This is a genomic window from Collinsella sp. TF11-5AC, from assembly GCF_003436775.1.
Taxonomy (GTDB): Bacteria; Actinomycetota; Coriobacteriia; order Coriobacteriales; family Coriobacteriaceae; genus Collinsella.
The window spans coordinates 142,194-159,593 of sequence record NZ_QSQO01000001.1 but is presented as its reverse complement, the minus strand read 5'-3'; the positions used below and the strand labels follow the sequence as shown (position 1 = coordinate 159,593).

The window sequence follows — 17,400 nt, the reverse complement described above, 5'->3', positions numbered from 1 at the left end:
GGCCTGTGGGGTAAAGGAGAACAATGACACTCGTATCCAAGACCTTTGAGCTGTACGGCAAGACCTACACCTTCGAGTCGGGCGAGCTTGCCAAGCAGGCCACCGGCGCCTGTCTTGTCAAGCAGGGCGACACCACGATGCTCGACACCGTGGTCGTCTCCAAGGAGCGCAAGAACTACGACTTCTTCCCGCTGACCGTCGACTTCAACGAGAAGATGTACGCCGCAGGCCGCATCCCGGGTGGCTACCTCAAGCGTGAGGGCCGTCCCAGCGAGAAGGCCACGCTCACGGCTCGTATGATCGACCGTCCGATCCGTCCGAGCTTCCCGGACGGCTTCCGCAACGAGGTGCACATCGTCGCCACCTCGCTCGTCGCCGACCAGGTCAACCCCTTCGACGTCATCAACGTCATGGGTGCCTCCCTGGCCATGACGCTCGGCGGCGTGCCCTTCGAGGGCCCGCTTGCCTGCGTGCGCATCGGCCGTAACGTGGAGACCGGCGAGTTTATCGTCAACCCCACCTACGAGGAGCGCGAGAACTCCGACCTGGACCTGGAGCTGGGCGGCTCTGCCGACTTCATCTCGATGGTCGAGGCCGGCGCCGAGGAGATCTCCGAGGACGACATGCTCGCCGCCATGAAGTTTGGCCAGGAGGCCCTCGCCGCCTTCTGCCAGGCCCAGGACGAGTTCGTTGCCGAGTGGGAGCAGGTCAATGGCGCCATCGTCAAGAAGGAGTACCCGCTCGACCAGCCCGTCGAGGAGGTCCAGGAGCGCATCTTCGCCCACTACGACGAGATGGCCGCCGCCCTTCGCGATGCCGACAAGCTCTCCCGTATCGGTAAGGTCGAGGCTCTGAAGGAGTCCATCCGTGCCGAGTTCACCGAGGAGGAGCAGGCCGCTTGGGAGCGCGAGATCCCCGTGGCGCTCAAGAAGCTCGAGAAGAAGGCCATGCGCACCATGGTCGTCGAGACCGGCGAGCGCGTCGACGGCCGTGCCGCCGATGAGATTCGCCCCATCATGGTGAAGGATAACTACCTGCCGCTCGTTCACGGCTCCGGTCTGTTCCAGCGTGGCCAGACCCAGGTGCTTTCCGTCCTGTCGCTCGGTATGCTCAACGAGGGTCAGCGTCTGGATACCATCGAGCCCACCGAGGGCAAGCGCTATATGCACCACTACAACTTCCCGCCGTTCTGCACCGGCGAGACTGGCCGCATGGGCAGCCCCAAGCGCCGCGAGATCGGCCACGGCAACCTGGCCGAGCGCGCCCTGCTCCCGGTGCTCCCCGACGAGAACGAGTTCCCCTACGCTATTCGCGTGGTCTCCGAGGTCATGGAGTCCAACGGCTCCTCTTCGATGGCTTCGACCTGCGGCTCCACGCTCGCCCTTATGGACGGCGGCGTGCCTATTAAGCGCCCGGTCTCCGGTATCGCCATGGGCCTGATCCAGGAGGAGGGCAAGACCGTGGTCCTGTCCGATATCCAGGGTCTCGAGGACTTCCTGGGCGACATGGACTTTAAGGTCACCGGCACCACCGAGGGGATCACCGCCCTGCAGATGGACAACAAGGCCACCGGTCTTACCTTCGACATCTTGGCCCGCGCCCTGCAGCAGGCCAAGGAGGGTCGCGCCTTCATCCTGCAGAAGATGCTCGATGTGATCCCCGAGCCGCGCCACACCACGCGCAGCACCGCTCCGCGCATCGTCTCCATCCAGGTTCCGACCGACAAGATCCGCGACGTTATCGGTTCTGGTGGTAAGGTCATCCGCGGCATCCAGGACGAGACCGGTGCCTCGGTCGACATCCAGGAGGACGGCACCGTCTTTGTCGGCGGCACCGGCGAGTCCGTCGATCAGGCTGTCGAGCGTATCAAGCTCATCATCAAGGTTCCCGAGCCGGGCGAGGAGTACACCGGTCGTGTGGTCTCCATCCAGCCCTTCGGCGCCTTCGTCAACCTGCTGCCTGGCAAGGACGGCCTGCTGCACATCTCCCGCGTCGCCAAGGGCCGCGTGGAGAAGGTCGAGGACGTCCTCAACGTCGGCGACGAGGTCAAGGTCGTCGTCATCGAGGTCGACGATCGCGGCAAGATCTCGCTCGATCGTCTTGACAAGCCTGAGGCTCCGGCTCGCGCCGAGGGTTCCTCCGAGGGCGACGGCGAGCACTTCCAGCGCCGTGAGCGTCCGCGTCGCGAGCGCTCCGAGCGCAGCGACCGTCCGCGCCGTCCCGGTGACAACGGAGGCCGCAAGCCCCGCCGTCACCACGACGCCGAGTAACAGCCGTACATAAGCAGCTCATGCAAGGGCGACTCCTAAGGGGTCGCCCTTTTGTTTGCGCCCGGGAGGGCCGCATATGAAGTTTCCTGCTCTACAGTCCTGCGCAAGACGGAAAGCACATTAAGTGCTTTCCTTTGCGTGCGGAACTCGCGATAAACTTCATATGCGCCCCTCCCGGTCGCAAGCAAAAGGGCTGGTTAGTGCCGCTCGCTATTTAGCTAGACAGTCTATTCAGTAGTCAGATTTCAGATCTGTAGATAGCCGCAGCAGCATCTTCCCAGATAAAACCGACCAAAACAAACCTGTCCCTTTTTGGCAGGTTTCCCGTGGGGCGGGCGCTGATGAAGTTTATCGCGAGTTCCGCACGAACAGGAGGCCACTTAATGTGGCCTCCGTCGTGAGCAGGACTGTAGAGCAGGAAACTTCATCAGCGCCCGCCCCACGGGAAACCGGCGGGATAGACCAGTTCAGATGGGGCTTTGATGCATGGGTGGTCTGTTGTTGTGCAAATGGGTATCATACTGTGGTTATTGCATCGACTCTGCGATGCATATTTGTACGTTCCCGGCGGTCGGTTTGCCAGAAGCGCCCCGTCGGTTGTTCCAGACCCGTTTCGAAGAAAGGAAACCACACTTACCTATGGCAGCTAAAAAATCATCTCCTTTGAAGATCATTCCGCTCGGCGGCCTTGACGGCATCGGCAAGAACATGACGGTCTTCGAGTGCGGCGACGACATGGTGCTCGTCGACGCCGGTCTTATGTTCCCGGATGACTCCCAGCCCGGTATCGACCTGGTGCTTCCCGACTACACCTATGTTCTGGAGAACGAGGAGAAGCTCCGCGGTATCATCGTCACTCACGGCCACGAGGACCACACCGGTTCGCTTCCGTACCTGCTGCAGGACCTCAACAACAAGGTGCCCATCTTCTCGAGCAAGCTGACGCTCGGTTTTATCGAGGGCAAGCTCTCCGAGTTCCGCATCCGCGCACCCAAGTTCCGTGAGGTCAAGGGCGGCAGCCATGTCAACCTCGGCGGCATCTCGCTCGACTTCTTCTCGATGACGCACTCCATCCCCGGCGCTCTGGGCGTGTTCATTCGCACCAACCAGGGCACCGTTATGCACACCGGCGACTTTAAGCTCGACCAGACGCCCATCGACGGCGTCACGCCCGACTATGCCGCTATCAGCCGTTTTGCCAAGCAGGGCATCGACCTGCTGCTTTCCGACTCCACCAATGCCACGGTTCCCGGCTTTACCAAGTCCGAGGCCGAGGTTGGTCCCAACCTGTTGCACGCCATCAAGAACGCCCCGGGTCGCGTGTTCGTCGCGTCGTTCTCGAGCCACATCCATCGTCTGCAGCAGATCTGCGATGCCGCCCGCAAGTGCGGCCGTAAGGTCGTTGTGACCGGTCGCTCCATGCTCACGAACACCCGCGTGGCGCGTGAGCTGGGCTACCTCAACATCGATGACGCCGATATCATCGATGCCTTCGATATCGATAACCTGCCCGACGATAAGATTGTCGTCATGTGCACCGGTTCGCAGGGCGAGCCGCTGTCGGCCCTGTCCCGCATGGCCAATGGCGAGCACAAGACGCTCTCCATCCACGAGGGCGATACCGTTATCCTTTCGGCAACTCCCGTTCCTGGCAACGAGAAGGCCGTCCAGCAGGTCGTCAACAGCCTGGCCAAGCTCGGCTGCGACGTGTGGGATAAGAACCGCGCTCTCGTCCACGTCTCGGGTCACGGTAGCCAGGAGGAGCTCAAGCTCCTGATGGCCATGGCCAAGCCCACGTACTTTATGCCGGTTCACGGTGAGGCCGTGCATCTGCGCGCCCATGCGCAGCTGGCCCGCAAGATGGGCATCAAGGACGATCATATCTTTATCCTCGATAACGGCGACACGCTCGAGATGCGCGGTGGTATCGTCAAGCGCGGTACGCCCGTCGAGTCCGGTGTCGTTTACGTCGACGGCCTGCGTATCGGCGATACCGACCCCATCGTCCTGCGCGATCGCCAGAAGCTCGCCAACGACGGTATGGTCACGGCCGTTGCCATCGTCTCCCTCAAACACAAGAAGATCGAGGCCATCGAGTTCTCGGGCCGCGGCGTCTCGTTTGCCATCGACGACCAGTTCTCCGAGGATGCCTCCGCGTCCATTATGAAGACGATCGAGAAGGGTAAGTTTAGCTTTACCAGCAGCGGTTCCGATGCCATTCGCAAGGCCGTGCGCGATTCGCTCTCTAACTTTATCTGGAGCCGTACGCGCACCCGTCCGATGATCATCCCGGTCGTCATGGAGGTTTAGTTTGGCGCGCGGATCTGCAAAAAACGCCAAAGGCAATAAGGCCAATAACCAACCGGCATCTGCTAAGGGTGCCGGTTCCCATCTGCGTGCCAATAAGGGCCACGAGTCCGAGTTTGATGAGTTTGAGCCCCTGGTCGAGCCTTCGGCCAATCGCGATATCGCCGGTGTGGTCATCGCCGTTTTGGCGATCGCGTCCTTCATTGCCGTGATCTCTCCGGCAACAGCGCCCGTGACGGCTGCGGTTGCCGGTTTCTACCACCTGGGCTTTGGTCTGGGCGCCTACGTGCTGCCGATCGTCATCTTGCTGTTTGCCGCCACGCTCTTTTTGGGTGAGGACTCGCCGCTCAACGTGCGCTCTGTTGCGGGCGGCGCCTTGGTCTTTATCGCCGTCGTCTCCATTCTTTCGCTGATGGTGCCGGGCACGAGCGATTCGTGCGACCTTATGTTTACGCCGCAGAACCTTTCCGTGTCGGGCGGCTACATTGGCGCCTTTATCGCAAGTGCCTTGCAAAACGCCTTGGGTAAACCTATCGCCATGGTTGTCTTGCTGGGGCTTGTCGTCGTTGGTTTGGTCATTATCGGCTTTTCGGTGGGTGGCGTTTTGCGCTCCGCACGCGATCGCGCTGCCGATTTTGCCGAGCGTCGACGTGCCGATGTCAATGCGAGCCCGTGGGGCGATGAAGAGGCCCTGTCTGTTCCCGGCGTCGCTCGTCCGCACCTGAGCATTTTGCGCCAGAAGGGGACTGACGCCGCGGTGACCACGGTCATGGGCGGCGATGTCGACCCGGTTTTGGATGACGACGAGGACGATGACCCGTTTGTCGACGTATCCGAGTCGGTTGAAGCCGAGCGGGCCAAGACCACGCTGCTGCCGCGCCGTCATGCCAAGAAGGGCAAGACGGTTCCCAAGCTCAATACGAGTGAGCCCGACCCGTCTTGGTCCGATAGCGAGATTGAGCTCACCGAGGGCGATGACGAGGACGACGAGGCTCCGATTGAGGCCGCAAAGACAACTTTGCTGCCGCGTCGCCATGCAAAGCGCGGCCAGGTCACCGGACAGCTTTCGATGGAGGACGATCTGGACAAGGTTGACGAGTCCGAGCCGCCGTTTTCCGTGAATCCCGTCTCGGCCGCCCCCCAGACCCCCGACTTCCTGAAGCACCCCAAGGTCGCTGACGCCTCAACCTCTACGGCCTCTGCCGCTCCTGCTGCGGCTGACAATGGGGGAGCGAGCGACACCGCAACTGACGCCGAGGGCGAAGAAGAGGACGGCCTCAAGCTTCCGCCGCTCGAAATCCTGCATGCCAACCCGCAGTCGGCTTCCGCCGCGTCTTCGGACAAGGAGCTGGAGCAGACCGCTGAGTCACTGCAATCCACCTTGCTTGAGTTTGGCCGCAGTGCCCGCGTGGTCGGCTGGATCGCCGGCCCCACGGTGACGACCTTTAAACTGCAGCCCGGTGAGGGCGAACGTGTGAGCAAAATCTCGAGCCTCGAGGACGATATCGCGCTTTCGCTCGCTGCCCAGTCGGTGCGTATCTTTGCCCCGATCCCCGGCACCTCGCTCGTGGGCATCGAGATTCCCAACCGCAAGCGCCAGAACGTCAATCTGGGCGACGTGCTGCCCTATGTGAAGGGCGGTCCGCTCGAGCTCGCCATCGGCCGCGATGCCGAGGGCACGCCGGTTGTCGCCGACCTCGCCAAGATGCCTCACCTGTTGATTGCCGGTACGACCGGTTCTGGTAAGTCGGTGATGATCAATTCCATCATCACGACATTGCTCATGCGCGCCCTTCCCGAGGACGTTCGCCTGATCATGGTCGACCCCAAGCGCGTCGAGCTTGCGGGCTATAACGGTCTGCCGCATCTCTATGTGCCCGTGGTGACCGAGCCCAAGCAGGCCGCGAGCGCTCTGCAATGGGCTGTGTCCGAGATGGAGCGTCGCCTGAAGGTCTTCGAGCGTCTCAACGTGCGTAAGATCTCGACCTACAACGAAAAGCAGGCTGCTGGCGAGTTTGAGCATTACGACAATCCGCCGCAAAAGATGCCCTACCTTGTCATTATCATTGACGAGCTCTCTGACCTGATGATGGTCGCCGGTAAGGATGTCGAGGCCTCGATCGTGCGTATTGCACAGCTGGGCCGTGCCGCCGGTATTCATCTTATCGTTGCCACGCAGCGCCCCAGCTCCAACGTGGTGACGGGCATCATCAAGGCCAACATCACCAACCGCATCGCCTTTAACGTCGCCACGGGCATCGACTCGCGCGTCATCATCGACCAGATGGGTGCCGAGAAGCTCACCGGTTTGGGCGACATGCTGTTCTCCAAGGTCGACTGGGGCAAGCCCCGCCGTATCCAGGGCTGCTTTGTCTCGGACGACGAAATCAACGAGATTGTCGAGTTCGTCAAGTCGCAGAGCGAGCCCGACTACCACGAGGAGATTCTGTCCGCCGTGGCGCCCGCTTCCATGTCCATGGCTGGTGGCGGCATTGTCCGCACTGGTGTCGCCGAGCCGCAAGACGATGATCCGCTCATTTGGGAAGCCGCCCATATTGTGGTGGAATCGCAGCTGGGCTCCACATCTGGCCTGCAACGCCGCCTGAAGGTTGGCTATGCGCGTGCCGGGCGTATTATGGACATGCTGGAAGAAAAGGGTGTCGTCGGCCCGCCCGACGGTTCCAAGCCGCGCGAGGTCCTGTTGGACGAGGAAGGGCTTGCCGCGCTGGAATCTGTCGACGCCGAGATGGCACGTGAAGATCGTGAGTTTGGAGGATTCTGATGGCTGCACGCTTTGGTGACATGCTGCTCGAGCAGCGTCGCCGAATGGGCCTTTCCATTCAGCAGGTCGCCAACACCATCAAAATCAGGCCGCAGATCATCGAGTTTTTCGAGACCGGTAACTTTGCTTCGATGCCGCCGCGCGGCTATGCGCAGGGCATGATTTCGAGCTATGCTCGTTTTTTGGGCCTCAATCCGCGCGAGGTCGTCAATGCCTACTTTGACGAACTGATGGCATACGAACGCGAGACGTCGCAGCAGGGCGGTCGTTTCCAGGACGCCGCCGGCTACGTCAATTCGCGTTCCTCTGTCGATAACGGGCGCTTCCTGATGGTTCAGGGCGGTCGTTCGACTCGCTATGGACAGCGTCCTCAGCAGGCCGGTTATATTACCGAGACGGGTTCGGGCGAGGAGATTCGCTCGCAGCGTGACCGGTTCCGCAGTACGCCGTTGCCCGAGGACCGTGCACTTCCCGCTGCCCGCGGCGTGGCGCGTGACCCTCGTGCCGGCTACGGCGACGGCGGCTATTCCGATCGCGGTCACCGTGGTATCTCCACCGGACGCTCTCGCAGTGGCTATGCGGACGCCGATACCACGCAGGTGACGCCGCGTCTTCGCTCTCAACCACAGCCGTATGGCCAGCGCTCTTCGGCTCCGCGTGCGGGCCAGCGTGGCTATCAAGGCCGCGGTGAACTTGCGCCCCGCTCGGGTCAGCGCAGCCTTCAGGGCCAGGGTGGCTATTGCGGCCGTTCCGATAGCAATCGTGGCCGTATGCCTCAGGGAGGCGGCCGCAGCAGTTCCAGTCGTGGACGCGGCGGTTCCCGTGCTCCTCAAAACAACGGGCTCGATCCGCGTATCGTCTACGCCGGTATCGGTGCCGTGGCGTTGCTGCTGATCGTGCTCATCGTGGTACTTCTGCGCGGCTGCGCATCTTCGACGCCCGAGACCACGCCCGAGACGCCCACTGCTACCAAGACGACGACCAAGAAGTCTTCTAAGAAGACCGAAATCGTCGACGAGGATGAGGACACCGATGAGGCGACGGATGAGTCGACCGATTCGGACGCCTCCAAGACGACGGCTAAAAAGGAAGAGAACGAGGTAACGAAGGTCAAGATCTCCGTTGCCAAGGGCAAGACTGCTTGGATTGAGGTCAAGGTCGACGGCAAGTCGGTCTATGGCGCCCAGGCGACTGGCCCCTTTGAGCAGGAGTACACGCCCGAGTCCTCGATCGAGATCACCACGTCTAAGCCTTCCGATGTCACCGTTACCAAGAACGGCGAAAAGGTCCGTTACGATACCAAGACCTCGGGCGTGGCGCGCGTGACGATCACCGTTCCCAAGAAGGAGACGACTGATTCCGAGAATGGTGAAAGTTCTGATGGTGCCGACACCACCGATGGTACCGACACCACCGACGGCACCGATGCCCAGTCCACGGATGGCGCCGATACCGCAACTGACGGCCAGACGCCCACCGATTCTACTGACTATTCGTACGATAGCTACTAAGCCGCTCGTACGCGAAAGGAAACATCATGGCTAAAGATTCCAGCTTCGACGTCGTGTCCGAGGTCAACATGCAAGAGGTCGACAACGCCTTCCAGCAGACCACGCGCGAGATTTCCCAGCGCTATGACCTGAAGGATTCCGGCGCCACGATCGAGCTTTCGAAGGGCGACAAGCTCTTTACAATCAACGCCCCGGCCGACTTTGTCTCCAAGCAGATCATCGATGTCCTGAGCTCCAAGCTCATCAAGCGCGGCATCGACCTCAAGGCTGTCTCGTGGGATGCTCCGCAGGCGGCATCGGGCGGCACCGTGCGCGTGCTCGGCCATATCGTCGAGGGTATCGACCAGGCGACCGCCAAGAAGATCAATAAGGACATCAAGGACCAAAAGCTCAAGGTCAAGGTGACCATCGAGGCCGAGAAGCTGCGTGTTTCCTCTGCTTCGAAGGACGCGTTGCAGACCGTTATCCAATTCCTGCGCGACCAGGACTACGGCCAGCCGCTGCAGTTCACCAACTACCGCTAATATCATTCGAAAGGACTGCTCTCCAACATGGATACACCGTTGGGCTCCGTGCTCTACATCACCCTCGGGTGCGCTAAGAACGAGGTTGACACCGACCGCATGCGTTCTCTTTTGACCGCCGCGGGCTACGAGGAGGCATTCGACCCACAGGATGCCGATATCGCCATCGTCAATACATGCTCGTTCCTCGCCTCCGCAACGTCCGAGAGCATCGAGACCACGCTCGAGCTCGCCAACGAGGTTCAGGACGGCGTTCGTTCTTGTCCCATCGTCATGTGCGGCTGTGTGCCGTCGCGCTATGGCGACGACCTGCCCGATGAGCTGCCCGAGGTCGCTGCCTTTGTGAAGGCCGACGAGGAGGACGGCATCGTGGCGGTCATCGATGGCGTGCTGGGTGTCGAGCGTGAGATCGCTGCCTATATTCCGCAAGTCAAGCGCACTGTCGAGGGCGCCGTTGCTTACGTCAAGATTTCCGATGGCTGCAACCGTTTCTGCAGCTTCTGCATGATCCCCTATATTCGCGGTCGCTATCATTCGCGCAATGCCGAGAGCATTATCTCCGAGGTACGCGACCTGGTTGCCGGCGGTGTGCGCGAGATCGTGCTGATCGGCCAGGACACGGGTATTTGGGGCACCGACTTTGCCGACGAAGACGTCACCGATGGCTCGCCGCGCAATCTGGCGCAGCTGCTGCGCGCCGTCGCCGAGGCCGTGCGTCCGCAGAACGTCTGGGTCCGTGTGCTCTACCTGCAGCCCGAGGGCATGACTGACGAGCTCATTGAGACCATTCGTGATACGCCCGAGGTGCTGCCCTATATCGATATCCCCGTGCAGCACTGCGACGCGCGCATCCTCAAGGCTATGCGCCGTTCTGGTTCGCGCCAGGAGCTCGAGGACCTGTTCCGCGATCTGCGTGAGCGCATCCCCGGCATCGTGATCCGTTCCACGGCCATGGTCGGCTTCCCGACCGAGACCGACGACGAGTTCCGCGACCTTATCGACTTTATGGACACCGTCGGCTTCGACTACACGAGCGTCTTTGCCTACTCGCAGGAGGAGGGCAGCCTGGCCGCCAAGATGGAGGGCCAGGTCGACGAAGAGGTCAAGCTCGAGCGCGCCCAGGAGGCCATGGACCTGGCCGAGTCGCTCGGTTTTGCTGCAACTGCCGCACATGTGGGCGAGCGCGCCCAGGTGATTGTCGACGGTATCGAAGAGACCGAGGACGGCGCCGAGCTGATCGGACATGCCTGGTTCCAGGCGCCTGATTCCGATGGCGCGGTGCATCTGGATGCCAGCGAGGCATCTGTGGGCGAAATTCTGACGGTCGAGTTTACCGATAGCTTCTGCTATGAGCTTATCGGCCATGTTGTGGAGTAGGAGAGCGTCGTGGCAAACGAGAGCAATAAGGAACTGACGAGTGTTTGGACGCCCGCCAACATCGTGACGTGCGTTCGCATCGTCTTTATCCCGGTGTTCATGATTGTGTCGGCGCTTTCTCACACGAGTGTTGCCGGAACAGATTGGAGCACCTTCGACGGCCCGCTCGCCGCCGCTGCCTTCATTCTGTACGTCATCCTGTCGTGCACCGATAAGGTTGACGGCTACCTGGCGCGCTCGCGCAACGAGATTACCGACTTCGGTAAATTCTTGGACCCCATCGCCGACAAGCTGCTCGTATTCTCGGCCCTGCTGCTATTCTTGGACTTTGGTGCCGTGTCGGTTTGGTCCGTGTTCATCATCTTGTTCCGCGAGCTGCTGGTAAGCGCCCTGCGCATGGTTGCGAGTGCCGCCGGCGTGGTCGTTGCCGCCGATAAGCTTGGCAAGTACAAGACGGCGACCACGATGGTCTCCATCTGCGGTTACCTGTGCGTCTTTGCGATGGCCGGCTTGCACCTTGGCCCGCTGGCGCTGACGCTCGGCATCTACTCGGTGTCGCGCTTCCTGTACGCCGTTGCCGTTGTCCTGACCGTTATCTCGGGCGCCCAGTACTTCTGGAACTGCCGCAAGATCGTCTTTTCGGTCTAGGTTCTGGTGGGTATGACGGACTCTTTTGAGCAGATTTCCGCACATAACGAGGAGCTGGCGCGTCATATTGTCGAGCGCGCGAGCGCTCGGGGCGTGACGGTTTCGACGGCTGAGTCGCTGACAGCAGGTATGATCGCCTCGACGATTGCCGATATCCCGGGCGCCTCGGCGGTGCTGCGTGGCGGTGCGGTGACCTACTGCGATGAGATCAAGCATCGCGTTTTGGGTGTTGATCAGGAGACGCTCGACCGCTATACCGCGGTGTCGCATCAGACCGCGCGCGAGATGGCGGCGCGTTCGCTGGAGCTGTACCAGAGCGATATTGCAGTGAGCGCAACGGGTTATGCCGGCCCCGGCGGCGGCACTGAGGACGATCCGGCTGGCACTTTCTATATTGGCTGGGCGTATCGCGCGGCTGATGGGGAAGTGCCGGTCGTGGACTCTGTGCGCTGCCACTATGAGGGCGACCGTTCGTGTATTCGTGCCCATGCGGTCGCGGAGGCATTGGGACGCATTGCCCTTGTGCTTAACTCTATGGAATAGACGTGTTTTAAGGGGCCTTCGGGCCCCTTAAATGTGGAGATAGGGACCCCTGACGAATTTAGCGTTTGCGCTGGTCATAGGTGTATTTTTGCCTTTCTTGTTCTTATTTGCCCCTTTGTGGTCAAGCATTTGGTCAGTGTTTGGTCGGCGTTTGGTTGGGTTTTGGAAAGACTGCCTGCATATGATTGGCCTGAACGGTTGACCACGAACAGCCGTTCGTTTATTATCGATGCAGGTTGTTAAGAGGAGGGCTATTCATGGCCAAGAATTCAGGTCCCGTACGTACCGTTCATGCTCGCACGACGGGTAAAGAGCGCGATGAGATGATCGCCACCACCAAGGCCGAGATCGAGAAGAAGTTCGGTCAAGGCTCCATCATGAGGTATGGTGACGGCGGCCCCGAGCTTGAGGTTGAGGCCATCCCCACGGGCGCTCTGGCACTCGATGCCGCTCTGGGTATCGGCGGTGTGCCGCGCGGCCGTATCGTCGAGATTTACGGTCCTGAGTCCTCCGGTAAGACGACGCTTTCGCTCGAGATCCTGGCCGAAGCCCAGGCAATGGGTGGCGTGGTGGCATTTATCGATGCCGAGCACGCGCTCGATCCCACGTATGCCGCGCGCATTGGCGTGGATATCGACGAGGTACTGATTTCCCAGCCTGATACGGGTGAGCAGGCGCTCGAGATTGTTGACATGCTCGTGCGTTCCGGCGCCATCGATGCCATCGTCGTCGACTCCGTCGCCGCGCTGACCCCGCGTGCCGAGATCGAGGGAGAGATCGGCGATACCACGGTCGGATTGCAAGCTCGTCTGATGAGTCAGGCGCTCCGCAAGCTCGCCGGCTCGCTGTCCAAGTCCAACACGACATGCATCTTCATTAACCAGCTGCGAGAGAAGATCGGCGTCATGTTCGGCAACCCCGAGACCACGACGGGCGGCCGCGCCCTTAAGTTCTTCTCTTCGGTGCGTATCGACATTCGCCGCATCGACAGCATTAAGCTTAAGGATGAGGTTATCGGTAACCGCGTGCGCGCCAAGGTCGTTAAGAACAAGGTGGCAGCTCCGTTCCGTTCTGCTGAGTTCGACATCATGTACGGTACGGGCATCTCTAAGGAGGGCTCGATTCTGGACATGGCTGTCGAGTGCGGCATTTGCAAGAAGATGGGCTCCTGGCTTGCCTATGGCGAGGACAAGCTCGGCAACGGTCGCGAGGCCGCCAAGGCGTTCCTGCGCGAACACCCCGATTGCGCCGACGAGATTGAGCATAAGGTCCGCCTTGCCTGCGGGCTTGAGTTTGACGACGATGCTCCGTCCGAGGTCGAGCTGACCGATCAGCCTGCGCCTGAGGAGTTTGACGAGCTTTACGCCATCGATGGTTCCGCCATGCTCGATGATGACGACGAGTAGCGGTTACGCTCATGTCGTATACTGTGACCGAGGCCACGGTCATCTTTCCCGATAAGAAGGCGGCCTCCTCGTTCTCGAGCGGGTATGCGTCCAAAAAGCCTTGCGCACATATCGATTGTGAGCTTGAGGGCGGTTTTGAGCGGTCCATTTGGATTCCCGTGCGGGTCGCGCGCTTGTATGTCAAAAATCGCCCCGATCTTCCCTGTGATTGGGATAACTATCGTGAAGCGGTGCAGCTCATCGAGCGTAAATGTGCACTTACCATGGTGACCGAGATGCTATCGCGCCGCGACCATGCGACGGGTGAGGTCCGTGACAAGTTGGCACGCTACGGCTTTCGCCAGCCCGCGATCGATTTCGCCGTCGAGCGCGCCACCGAGTATCGCTTTTTAGACGAGAACCGCTTTTGCTCGTACTTTATCGAGGAACGCAAGCGGCGCGGTTGGGGACAGCGTAAAATCGAGACCGAGCTCAAGCGCCGTCATGTCGTGCTCGATGACATTCCCGGTTATCCCGAGGATTATTTTGCCGTCGAAGACGATTTGGCGCGTGCGTCAGCCCTGCTTGCCAAGCGGCGTGTTCCAGAGACGCGCGGATTCGAAAAACTGGTTCGGTTTTTGATGGGCAAGGGCTTCTCGTATCACATCGCCGCCGATGCCGTTAAGGCACGTCTCGATGCCGAACGCGAGGAATGTGCGGTTTAGGCGTATGCGTTTTGTGGCCCTGCCGTTCACCGCGTTTTAGCCGCCGTGTTGGGGGCATTTATTTGACAGTTGTTGTGGTTCAACGTACGATAAACAGCGTCATTTGCTTTGTGATATGTGCTCATCTGTGATGAGTTTGTTTATATGTTTATCTGTATCCGACCCGCATAAGCTGCGCCCATATTACTCAAATGTCGCGAGCCGTTCGTAAGGACGGTTCGCTTTGTTGTGTAACGAATCCATAAAAAGGAGTGAGCATGCCTATCATCGCAGCGCTCGTTGGCATCGTTTTGGGTGCCATCGCCGCCATTGCCTACATGCGCACCGTCAAGCAGGGTAGTCTTCACGAGGCCGACGAAAAAATCCAGTCGGCACACGCACAGGCTGAGTCCCTGATCGGTGATGCTAAGCGTCAGGCCGAGACCCTCAAAAAAGAGGCTCTGCTCGAGGCTAAAGAGGAGATCATCAAGAACAAGCAGGCCGCCGAGGCCGAGGACAAGCAGCGTAAGAACGAGATTCGTACGCTCGAGAACCGCGTGATGCAGCGCGAGGAATCCCTTGATCGCCGCAACGACGCTCTCGACAAGCGCGAGCATCAGCTGTCCAGCCAGGCCGGTCAGGTCGAGAAGCGCTCCCGTGAGCTCGAGGAGCTCTGCGCAAAGCAGACCTCCGAGCTCGAGCGTATCGCTGACCTTACCCGCGAGGACGCCCACAAGGAGCTCCTCGATAAGGTTCGCGGCGAGGTCACCCACGAGGCCGCCACGATCATTCGCGAGTCCGAGCAGCAGGTTCGCGCCGAGTGCCACAAGACCGCCCAGGAGATTCTGTCTCTGGCGATTCAGCGCTGCGCTGCCGACCACACTGCCGAGGTCACCGTTACCTCCGTGCACATTCCCTCTGATGACCTCAAGGGCCGTATCATCGGTCGCGAGGGTCGCAACATCCGGACCTTCGAGCAGGTTTCCGGCGTCAACCTCGTGATCGACGACACGCCCGAGACCGTCGTTCTTTCGAGCTTCGACCCGGTCCGTCGTGAGACCGCCCGTGTCGCCCTCGAGAACCTCATCGCCGACGGCCGCATTCACCCTGCCCGTATCGAGGAGATGTATCACAAGGCCGCCGACTTGGTTCAGCAGCGCGTGCGCGAGGCTGGCGAGCAGGCTGCCTTCGATACCGGCATCCACGATCTGCACCCCGAGATCGTCAAGACCCTTGGTGCCCTGCGCTACCGCACCTCGTTTGGTCAGAACGTGCTTCAGCATTCCCTCGAGGTCTCTGATCTGTGCGGCGTGATGGCTTCCGAGCTTGGCCTGGACGTTGTGACCGCCAAGCGCGCCGGCCTGCTTCATGACCTGGGCAAGGCAATCGACCACGACGTCGAGGGCCCGCATGCCGTCATCGGTGCCGAGCTTGCCCGCCGTTATGGCGAGAAGCCCGTTATCGTCCACGCTATTGAGGCTCACCATGCCGATGTCGACCCCAACACGGTGCTCGATGTCCTGGTGCAGGCCGCCGATGCTGTCTCTGCCTCTCGCCCCGGTGCCCGTCGCGAGTCTGCCGAGAACTACATCAAGCGTCTTGAGAAGCTCGAGGAGATCGCCAACTCCCATGACGGCGTCGAGCGTACCTATGCCATGCAGGCTGGTCGTGAGGTCCACGTCATGGTTCAGCCGGACAAGATCTCCGATGCCCAGTCCACGGTCCTGGCTCACGATATCGCCCATCAGATCGAGGAAGAGATGGAGTATCCCGGTCAGGTGCGCGTCGTCGTGATTCGCGAGAGCCGCGCTGTCGATATCGCTAAATAACATGAGCGACGCGAACGAGCTCATCTCATTTATCGCGTCGATGTCGGGGGAGGGCAACCTTCGCGTCGAGGAGAACCTTGGCGAGGGGTATGTCCGCCTCCGCGTTTCGGAGGCCGAGCGGCGCCAGGCAAAGCAAGACATTCAGCATGTCGAGGATATCGTCATCGAAATGCTCCGTAATGCTCGCGATGCCGGCGCCGACAAGGTCTATCTCGCCACGACCAAGGAAGACGGCGTCCGCACGCTTGTCTTTCTGGATAACGGTTCGGGCGTTCCGCAGGATATGCAAGAGCGAATCTTCGATGCCCGCGTTACCTCCAAGCTCGAGAGCATGAAGATGGACCGTTGGGGCGTTCACGGTCGTGGCATGGCATTGTTTTCGATCAAGCAGAACACTGATGAGGCCCGTGTGGTCACGTCCGGTGTCGATCTTGGTTCAGCCTTCAAGGTGAGCGTCGCGGCCGACCGCCTCAGTGAGCGTGCCGATCAGTCCAGCTGGCCCCAGGCCGTCAAGGATGAGGACGGACGTTATGTCTGCGCTCGCGGTCCACATAATATTATTCGCGCTGCTTGTGAGTTTGCGCTCGAGGAGTTGCGTGGTTGCGATGTCTATCTTGGTTCTCCGTCTGAGATTGCCGCGACCCTTTATGCTCAGGCGTCAAGTCGGCTCGATACGTCTCGTCTCCTGTTCATTGATGACGAGAGCGAGCTTCCGGTTGTCGATCGTTTAGGCCTTGCTTCTGATGCCGAGGACTTTATCCGTATTTGTTCGGGTTTGGGTCTTGAGATGTCCGAGCGCACGGCCCATCGCATTTTGGCAGGGCAGATTAAGCCCGTTCGCGGTGTGACCGCGCGTCTGCTGCGCGAGCGTGATTCGTCCTCGCATGCGCCGGCTCCTGTCGATCTCGCGAAGGATCGTCGCGGGCTACGTATTGCCAAGGATGACATGGCACAGTTTTCGCGCGCTGTGGAACGCGACTTTAATGACCTTGCCGCCCGGTACTATCTCAACCTTTGCGGCGACCCAAAGATCCGTGTTTCGCGTGATCGAATCACCGTGACCTTTGATCTTGCCAAAGAGGAATAGTGCCTTTACCGAGTCCACTCGGTACGATACAGTTATTGCAGTTAAAACGTACTTTTAAATGCAGGAGTTTCTTCATGGATTGCCTGAAGGTATCAAGCAAATCATCGCCCGCGTCCGTTGCCGGCGCCATCGCCGGCATGGTCAAGGATGGTGTACCCGTCAACATCCAGTGTGTCGGCGCCGGTGCCGTCAACCAGGCCATTAAGGCCGTTGCTATCGCGCGCGGTTTTTTGATTCCAACCGGTTTTGATATTTCCTGCGCGCCCGTGTTCTCCGACATCCTCATTAACGGGGAGTCGCGCACGGCCATCCGCCTTTCTATCTACGTTCACCAGATCAATCGAGCTGCTATGGATAACGTCGTCATGGATGATGTTAAGCCTGTGGCATAGCTTCTGCTTGCCTCGTTTCGCTCCCCATCGTTAGGACTTAT

Annotated in this window: 13 protein-coding genes; all 13 read left to right on the top strand. The window is 60.2% G+C overall.

The genetic code is table 11. From position 1 onward, the window contains the following. The first annotated feature begins 23 nt into the window (after positions 1 to 23). Entirely contained in the window at positions 24 to 2,270 is a 2,247-nt protein-coding gene (locus DXD16_RS00775; protein ID WP_089573382.1) for a polyribonucleotide nucleotidyltransferase, read from the top strand. Between the two features lie 639 nt (positions 2,271 to 2,909). Next, complete coding sequence (locus DXD16_RS00770; RefSeq protein WP_117654800.1) at positions 2,910 to 4,580, top strand: ribonuclease J; 1,671 nt, start codon at positions 2,910 to 2,912, stop codon at positions 4,578 to 4,580. Position 4,581: 1 nt separating this feature from the next. Continuing rightward, on the top strand, positions 4,582 to 7,359 hold the full coding sequence (locus tag DXD16_RS00765) for a DNA translocase FtsK (protein WP_233502544.1): 2,778 nt from the start codon (positions 4,582 to 4,584) through the stop codon (positions 7,357 to 7,359). After that, entirely contained in the window at positions 7,359 to 8,870 is a 1,512-nt protein-coding gene (locus DXD16_RS00760) for a RodZ family helix-turn-helix domain-containing protein (RefSeq protein ID WP_117654799.1), read from the top strand. The genes DXD16_RS00765 and DXD16_RS00760 overlap by 1 nt, the downstream gene beginning before the upstream one ends. A 26-nt stretch (positions 8,871 to 8,896) precedes the next feature. After that, positions 8,897 to 9,394: a YajQ family cyclic di-GMP-binding protein gene (locus DXD16_RS00755; protein WP_117654798.1), complete on the top strand. Its 498-nt coding sequence runs from the start codon at positions 8,897 to 8,899 to the stop codon at positions 9,392 to 9,394. A 27-nt stretch (positions 9,395 to 9,421) separates the two neighbouring features. Next, positions 9,422 to 10,771, top strand: coding sequence for a 30S ribosomal protein S12 methylthiotransferase RimO (rimO, locus tag DXD16_RS00750; protein ID WP_117654797.1), 1,350 nt, complete (start codon positions 9,422 to 9,424; stop codon positions 10,769 to 10,771). 99 nt (positions 10,772 to 10,870) lie between these two features. Beyond that, the gene (gene pgsA / locus DXD16_RS00745; RefSeq protein ID WP_229071689.1) at positions 10,871 to 11,419 is read left to right on the top strand and encodes a CDP-diacylglycerol--glycerol-3-phosphate 3-phosphatidyltransferase; all 549 of its coding nucleotides are present in this window, start codon (positions 10,871 to 10,873) and stop codon (positions 11,417 to 11,419) included. Between the two features lie 12 nt (positions 11,420 to 11,431). Then, positions 11,432 to 11,962: a CinA family protein gene (locus DXD16_RS00740; protein WP_117654796.1), complete on the top strand. Its 531-nt coding sequence runs from the start codon at positions 11,432 to 11,434 to the stop codon at positions 11,960 to 11,962. A 257-nt stretch (positions 11,963 to 12,219) separates the two neighbouring features. Continuing rightward, the gene (recA, locus tag DXD16_RS00735; protein ID WP_117654795.1) at positions 12,220 to 13,368 is read left to right on the top strand and encodes a recombinase RecA; all 1,149 of its coding nucleotides are present in this window, start codon (positions 12,220 to 12,222) and stop codon (positions 13,366 to 13,368) included. Between the two features lie 11 nt (positions 13,369 to 13,379). Beyond that, complete coding sequence (locus tag DXD16_RS00730; protein WP_117654794.1) at positions 13,380 to 14,072, top strand: regulatory protein RecX; 693 nt, start codon at positions 13,380 to 13,382, stop codon at positions 14,070 to 14,072. 257 nt (positions 14,073 to 14,329) lie between these two features. Continuing rightward, on the top strand, positions 14,330 to 15,880 hold the full coding sequence (rny, locus tag DXD16_RS00725) for a ribonuclease Y (RefSeq protein ID WP_117654793.1): 1,551 nt from the start codon (positions 14,330 to 14,332) through the stop codon (positions 15,878 to 15,880). Between the two features lies 1 nt (position 15,881). Further along, positions 15,882 to 16,967 (top strand): ATP-binding protein, encoded by a 1,086-nt coding sequence (locus DXD16_RS00720; RefSeq protein ID WP_117654792.1) that lies wholly within the window; start codon positions 15,882 to 15,884, stop codon positions 16,965 to 16,967. 74 nt (positions 16,968 to 17,041) lie between these two features. Then, on the top strand, positions 17,042 to 17,359 hold the full coding sequence (locus DXD16_RS00715; protein WP_006235982.1) for a stage V sporulation protein S: 318 nt from the start codon (positions 17,042 to 17,044) through the stop codon (positions 17,357 to 17,359). The last annotated feature ends 41 nt before the right edge of the window (positions 17,360 to 17,400 follow it).

What these genes read in the sequence shown, in the direction of transcription:
- pgsA (WP_229071689.1), top strand. Translation starts at nt 10,871, where the DNA reads ATGATTGTGTCGGCGCTTTCTCACACGAGTGTTGCCGGAACAGATTGG.
- DXD16_RS00715 (WP_006235982.1), top strand. Translation starts at nt 17,042, where the DNA reads ATGGATTGCCTGAAGGTATCAAGCAAATCATCGCCCGCGTCCGTTGCC.
- DXD16_RS00755 (WP_117654798.1), top strand. Translation starts at nt 8,897, where the DNA reads ATGGCTAAAGATTCCAGCTTCGACGTCGTGTCCGAGGTCAACATGCAA.
- DXD16_RS00740 (WP_117654796.1), top strand. Translation starts at nt 11,432, where the DNA reads ATGACGGACTCTTTTGAGCAGATTTCCGCACATAACGAGGAGCTGGCG.
- recA (WP_117654795.1), top strand. Translation starts at nt 12,220, where the DNA reads ATGGCCAAGAATTCAGGTCCCGTACGTACCGTTCATGCTCGCACGACG.
- DXD16_RS00730 (WP_117654794.1), top strand. Translation starts at nt 13,380, where the DNA reads ATGTCGTATACTGTGACCGAGGCCACGGTCATCTTTCCCGATAAGAAG.
- rny (WP_117654793.1), top strand. Translation starts at nt 14,330, where the DNA reads ATGCCTATCATCGCAGCGCTCGTTGGCATCGTTTTGGGTGCCATCGCC.
- rimO (WP_117654797.1), top strand. Translation starts at nt 9,422, where the DNA reads ATGGATACACCGTTGGGCTCCGTGCTCTACATCACCCTCGGGTGCGCT.
- DXD16_RS00770 (WP_117654800.1), top strand. Translation starts at nt 2,910, where the DNA reads ATGGCAGCTAAAAAATCATCTCCTTTGAAGATCATTCCGCTCGGCGGC.
- DXD16_RS00720 (WP_117654792.1), top strand. Translation starts at nt 15,882, where the DNA reads ATGAGCGACGCGAACGAGCTCATCTCATTTATCGCGTCGATGTCGGGG.
- DXD16_RS00760 (WP_117654799.1), top strand. Translation starts at nt 7,359, where the DNA reads ATGGCTGCACGCTTTGGTGACATGCTGCTCGAGCAGCGTCGCCGAATG.
- DXD16_RS00775 (WP_089573382.1), top strand. Translation starts at nt 24, where the DNA reads ATGACACTCGTATCCAAGACCTTTGAGCTGTACGGCAAGACCTACACC.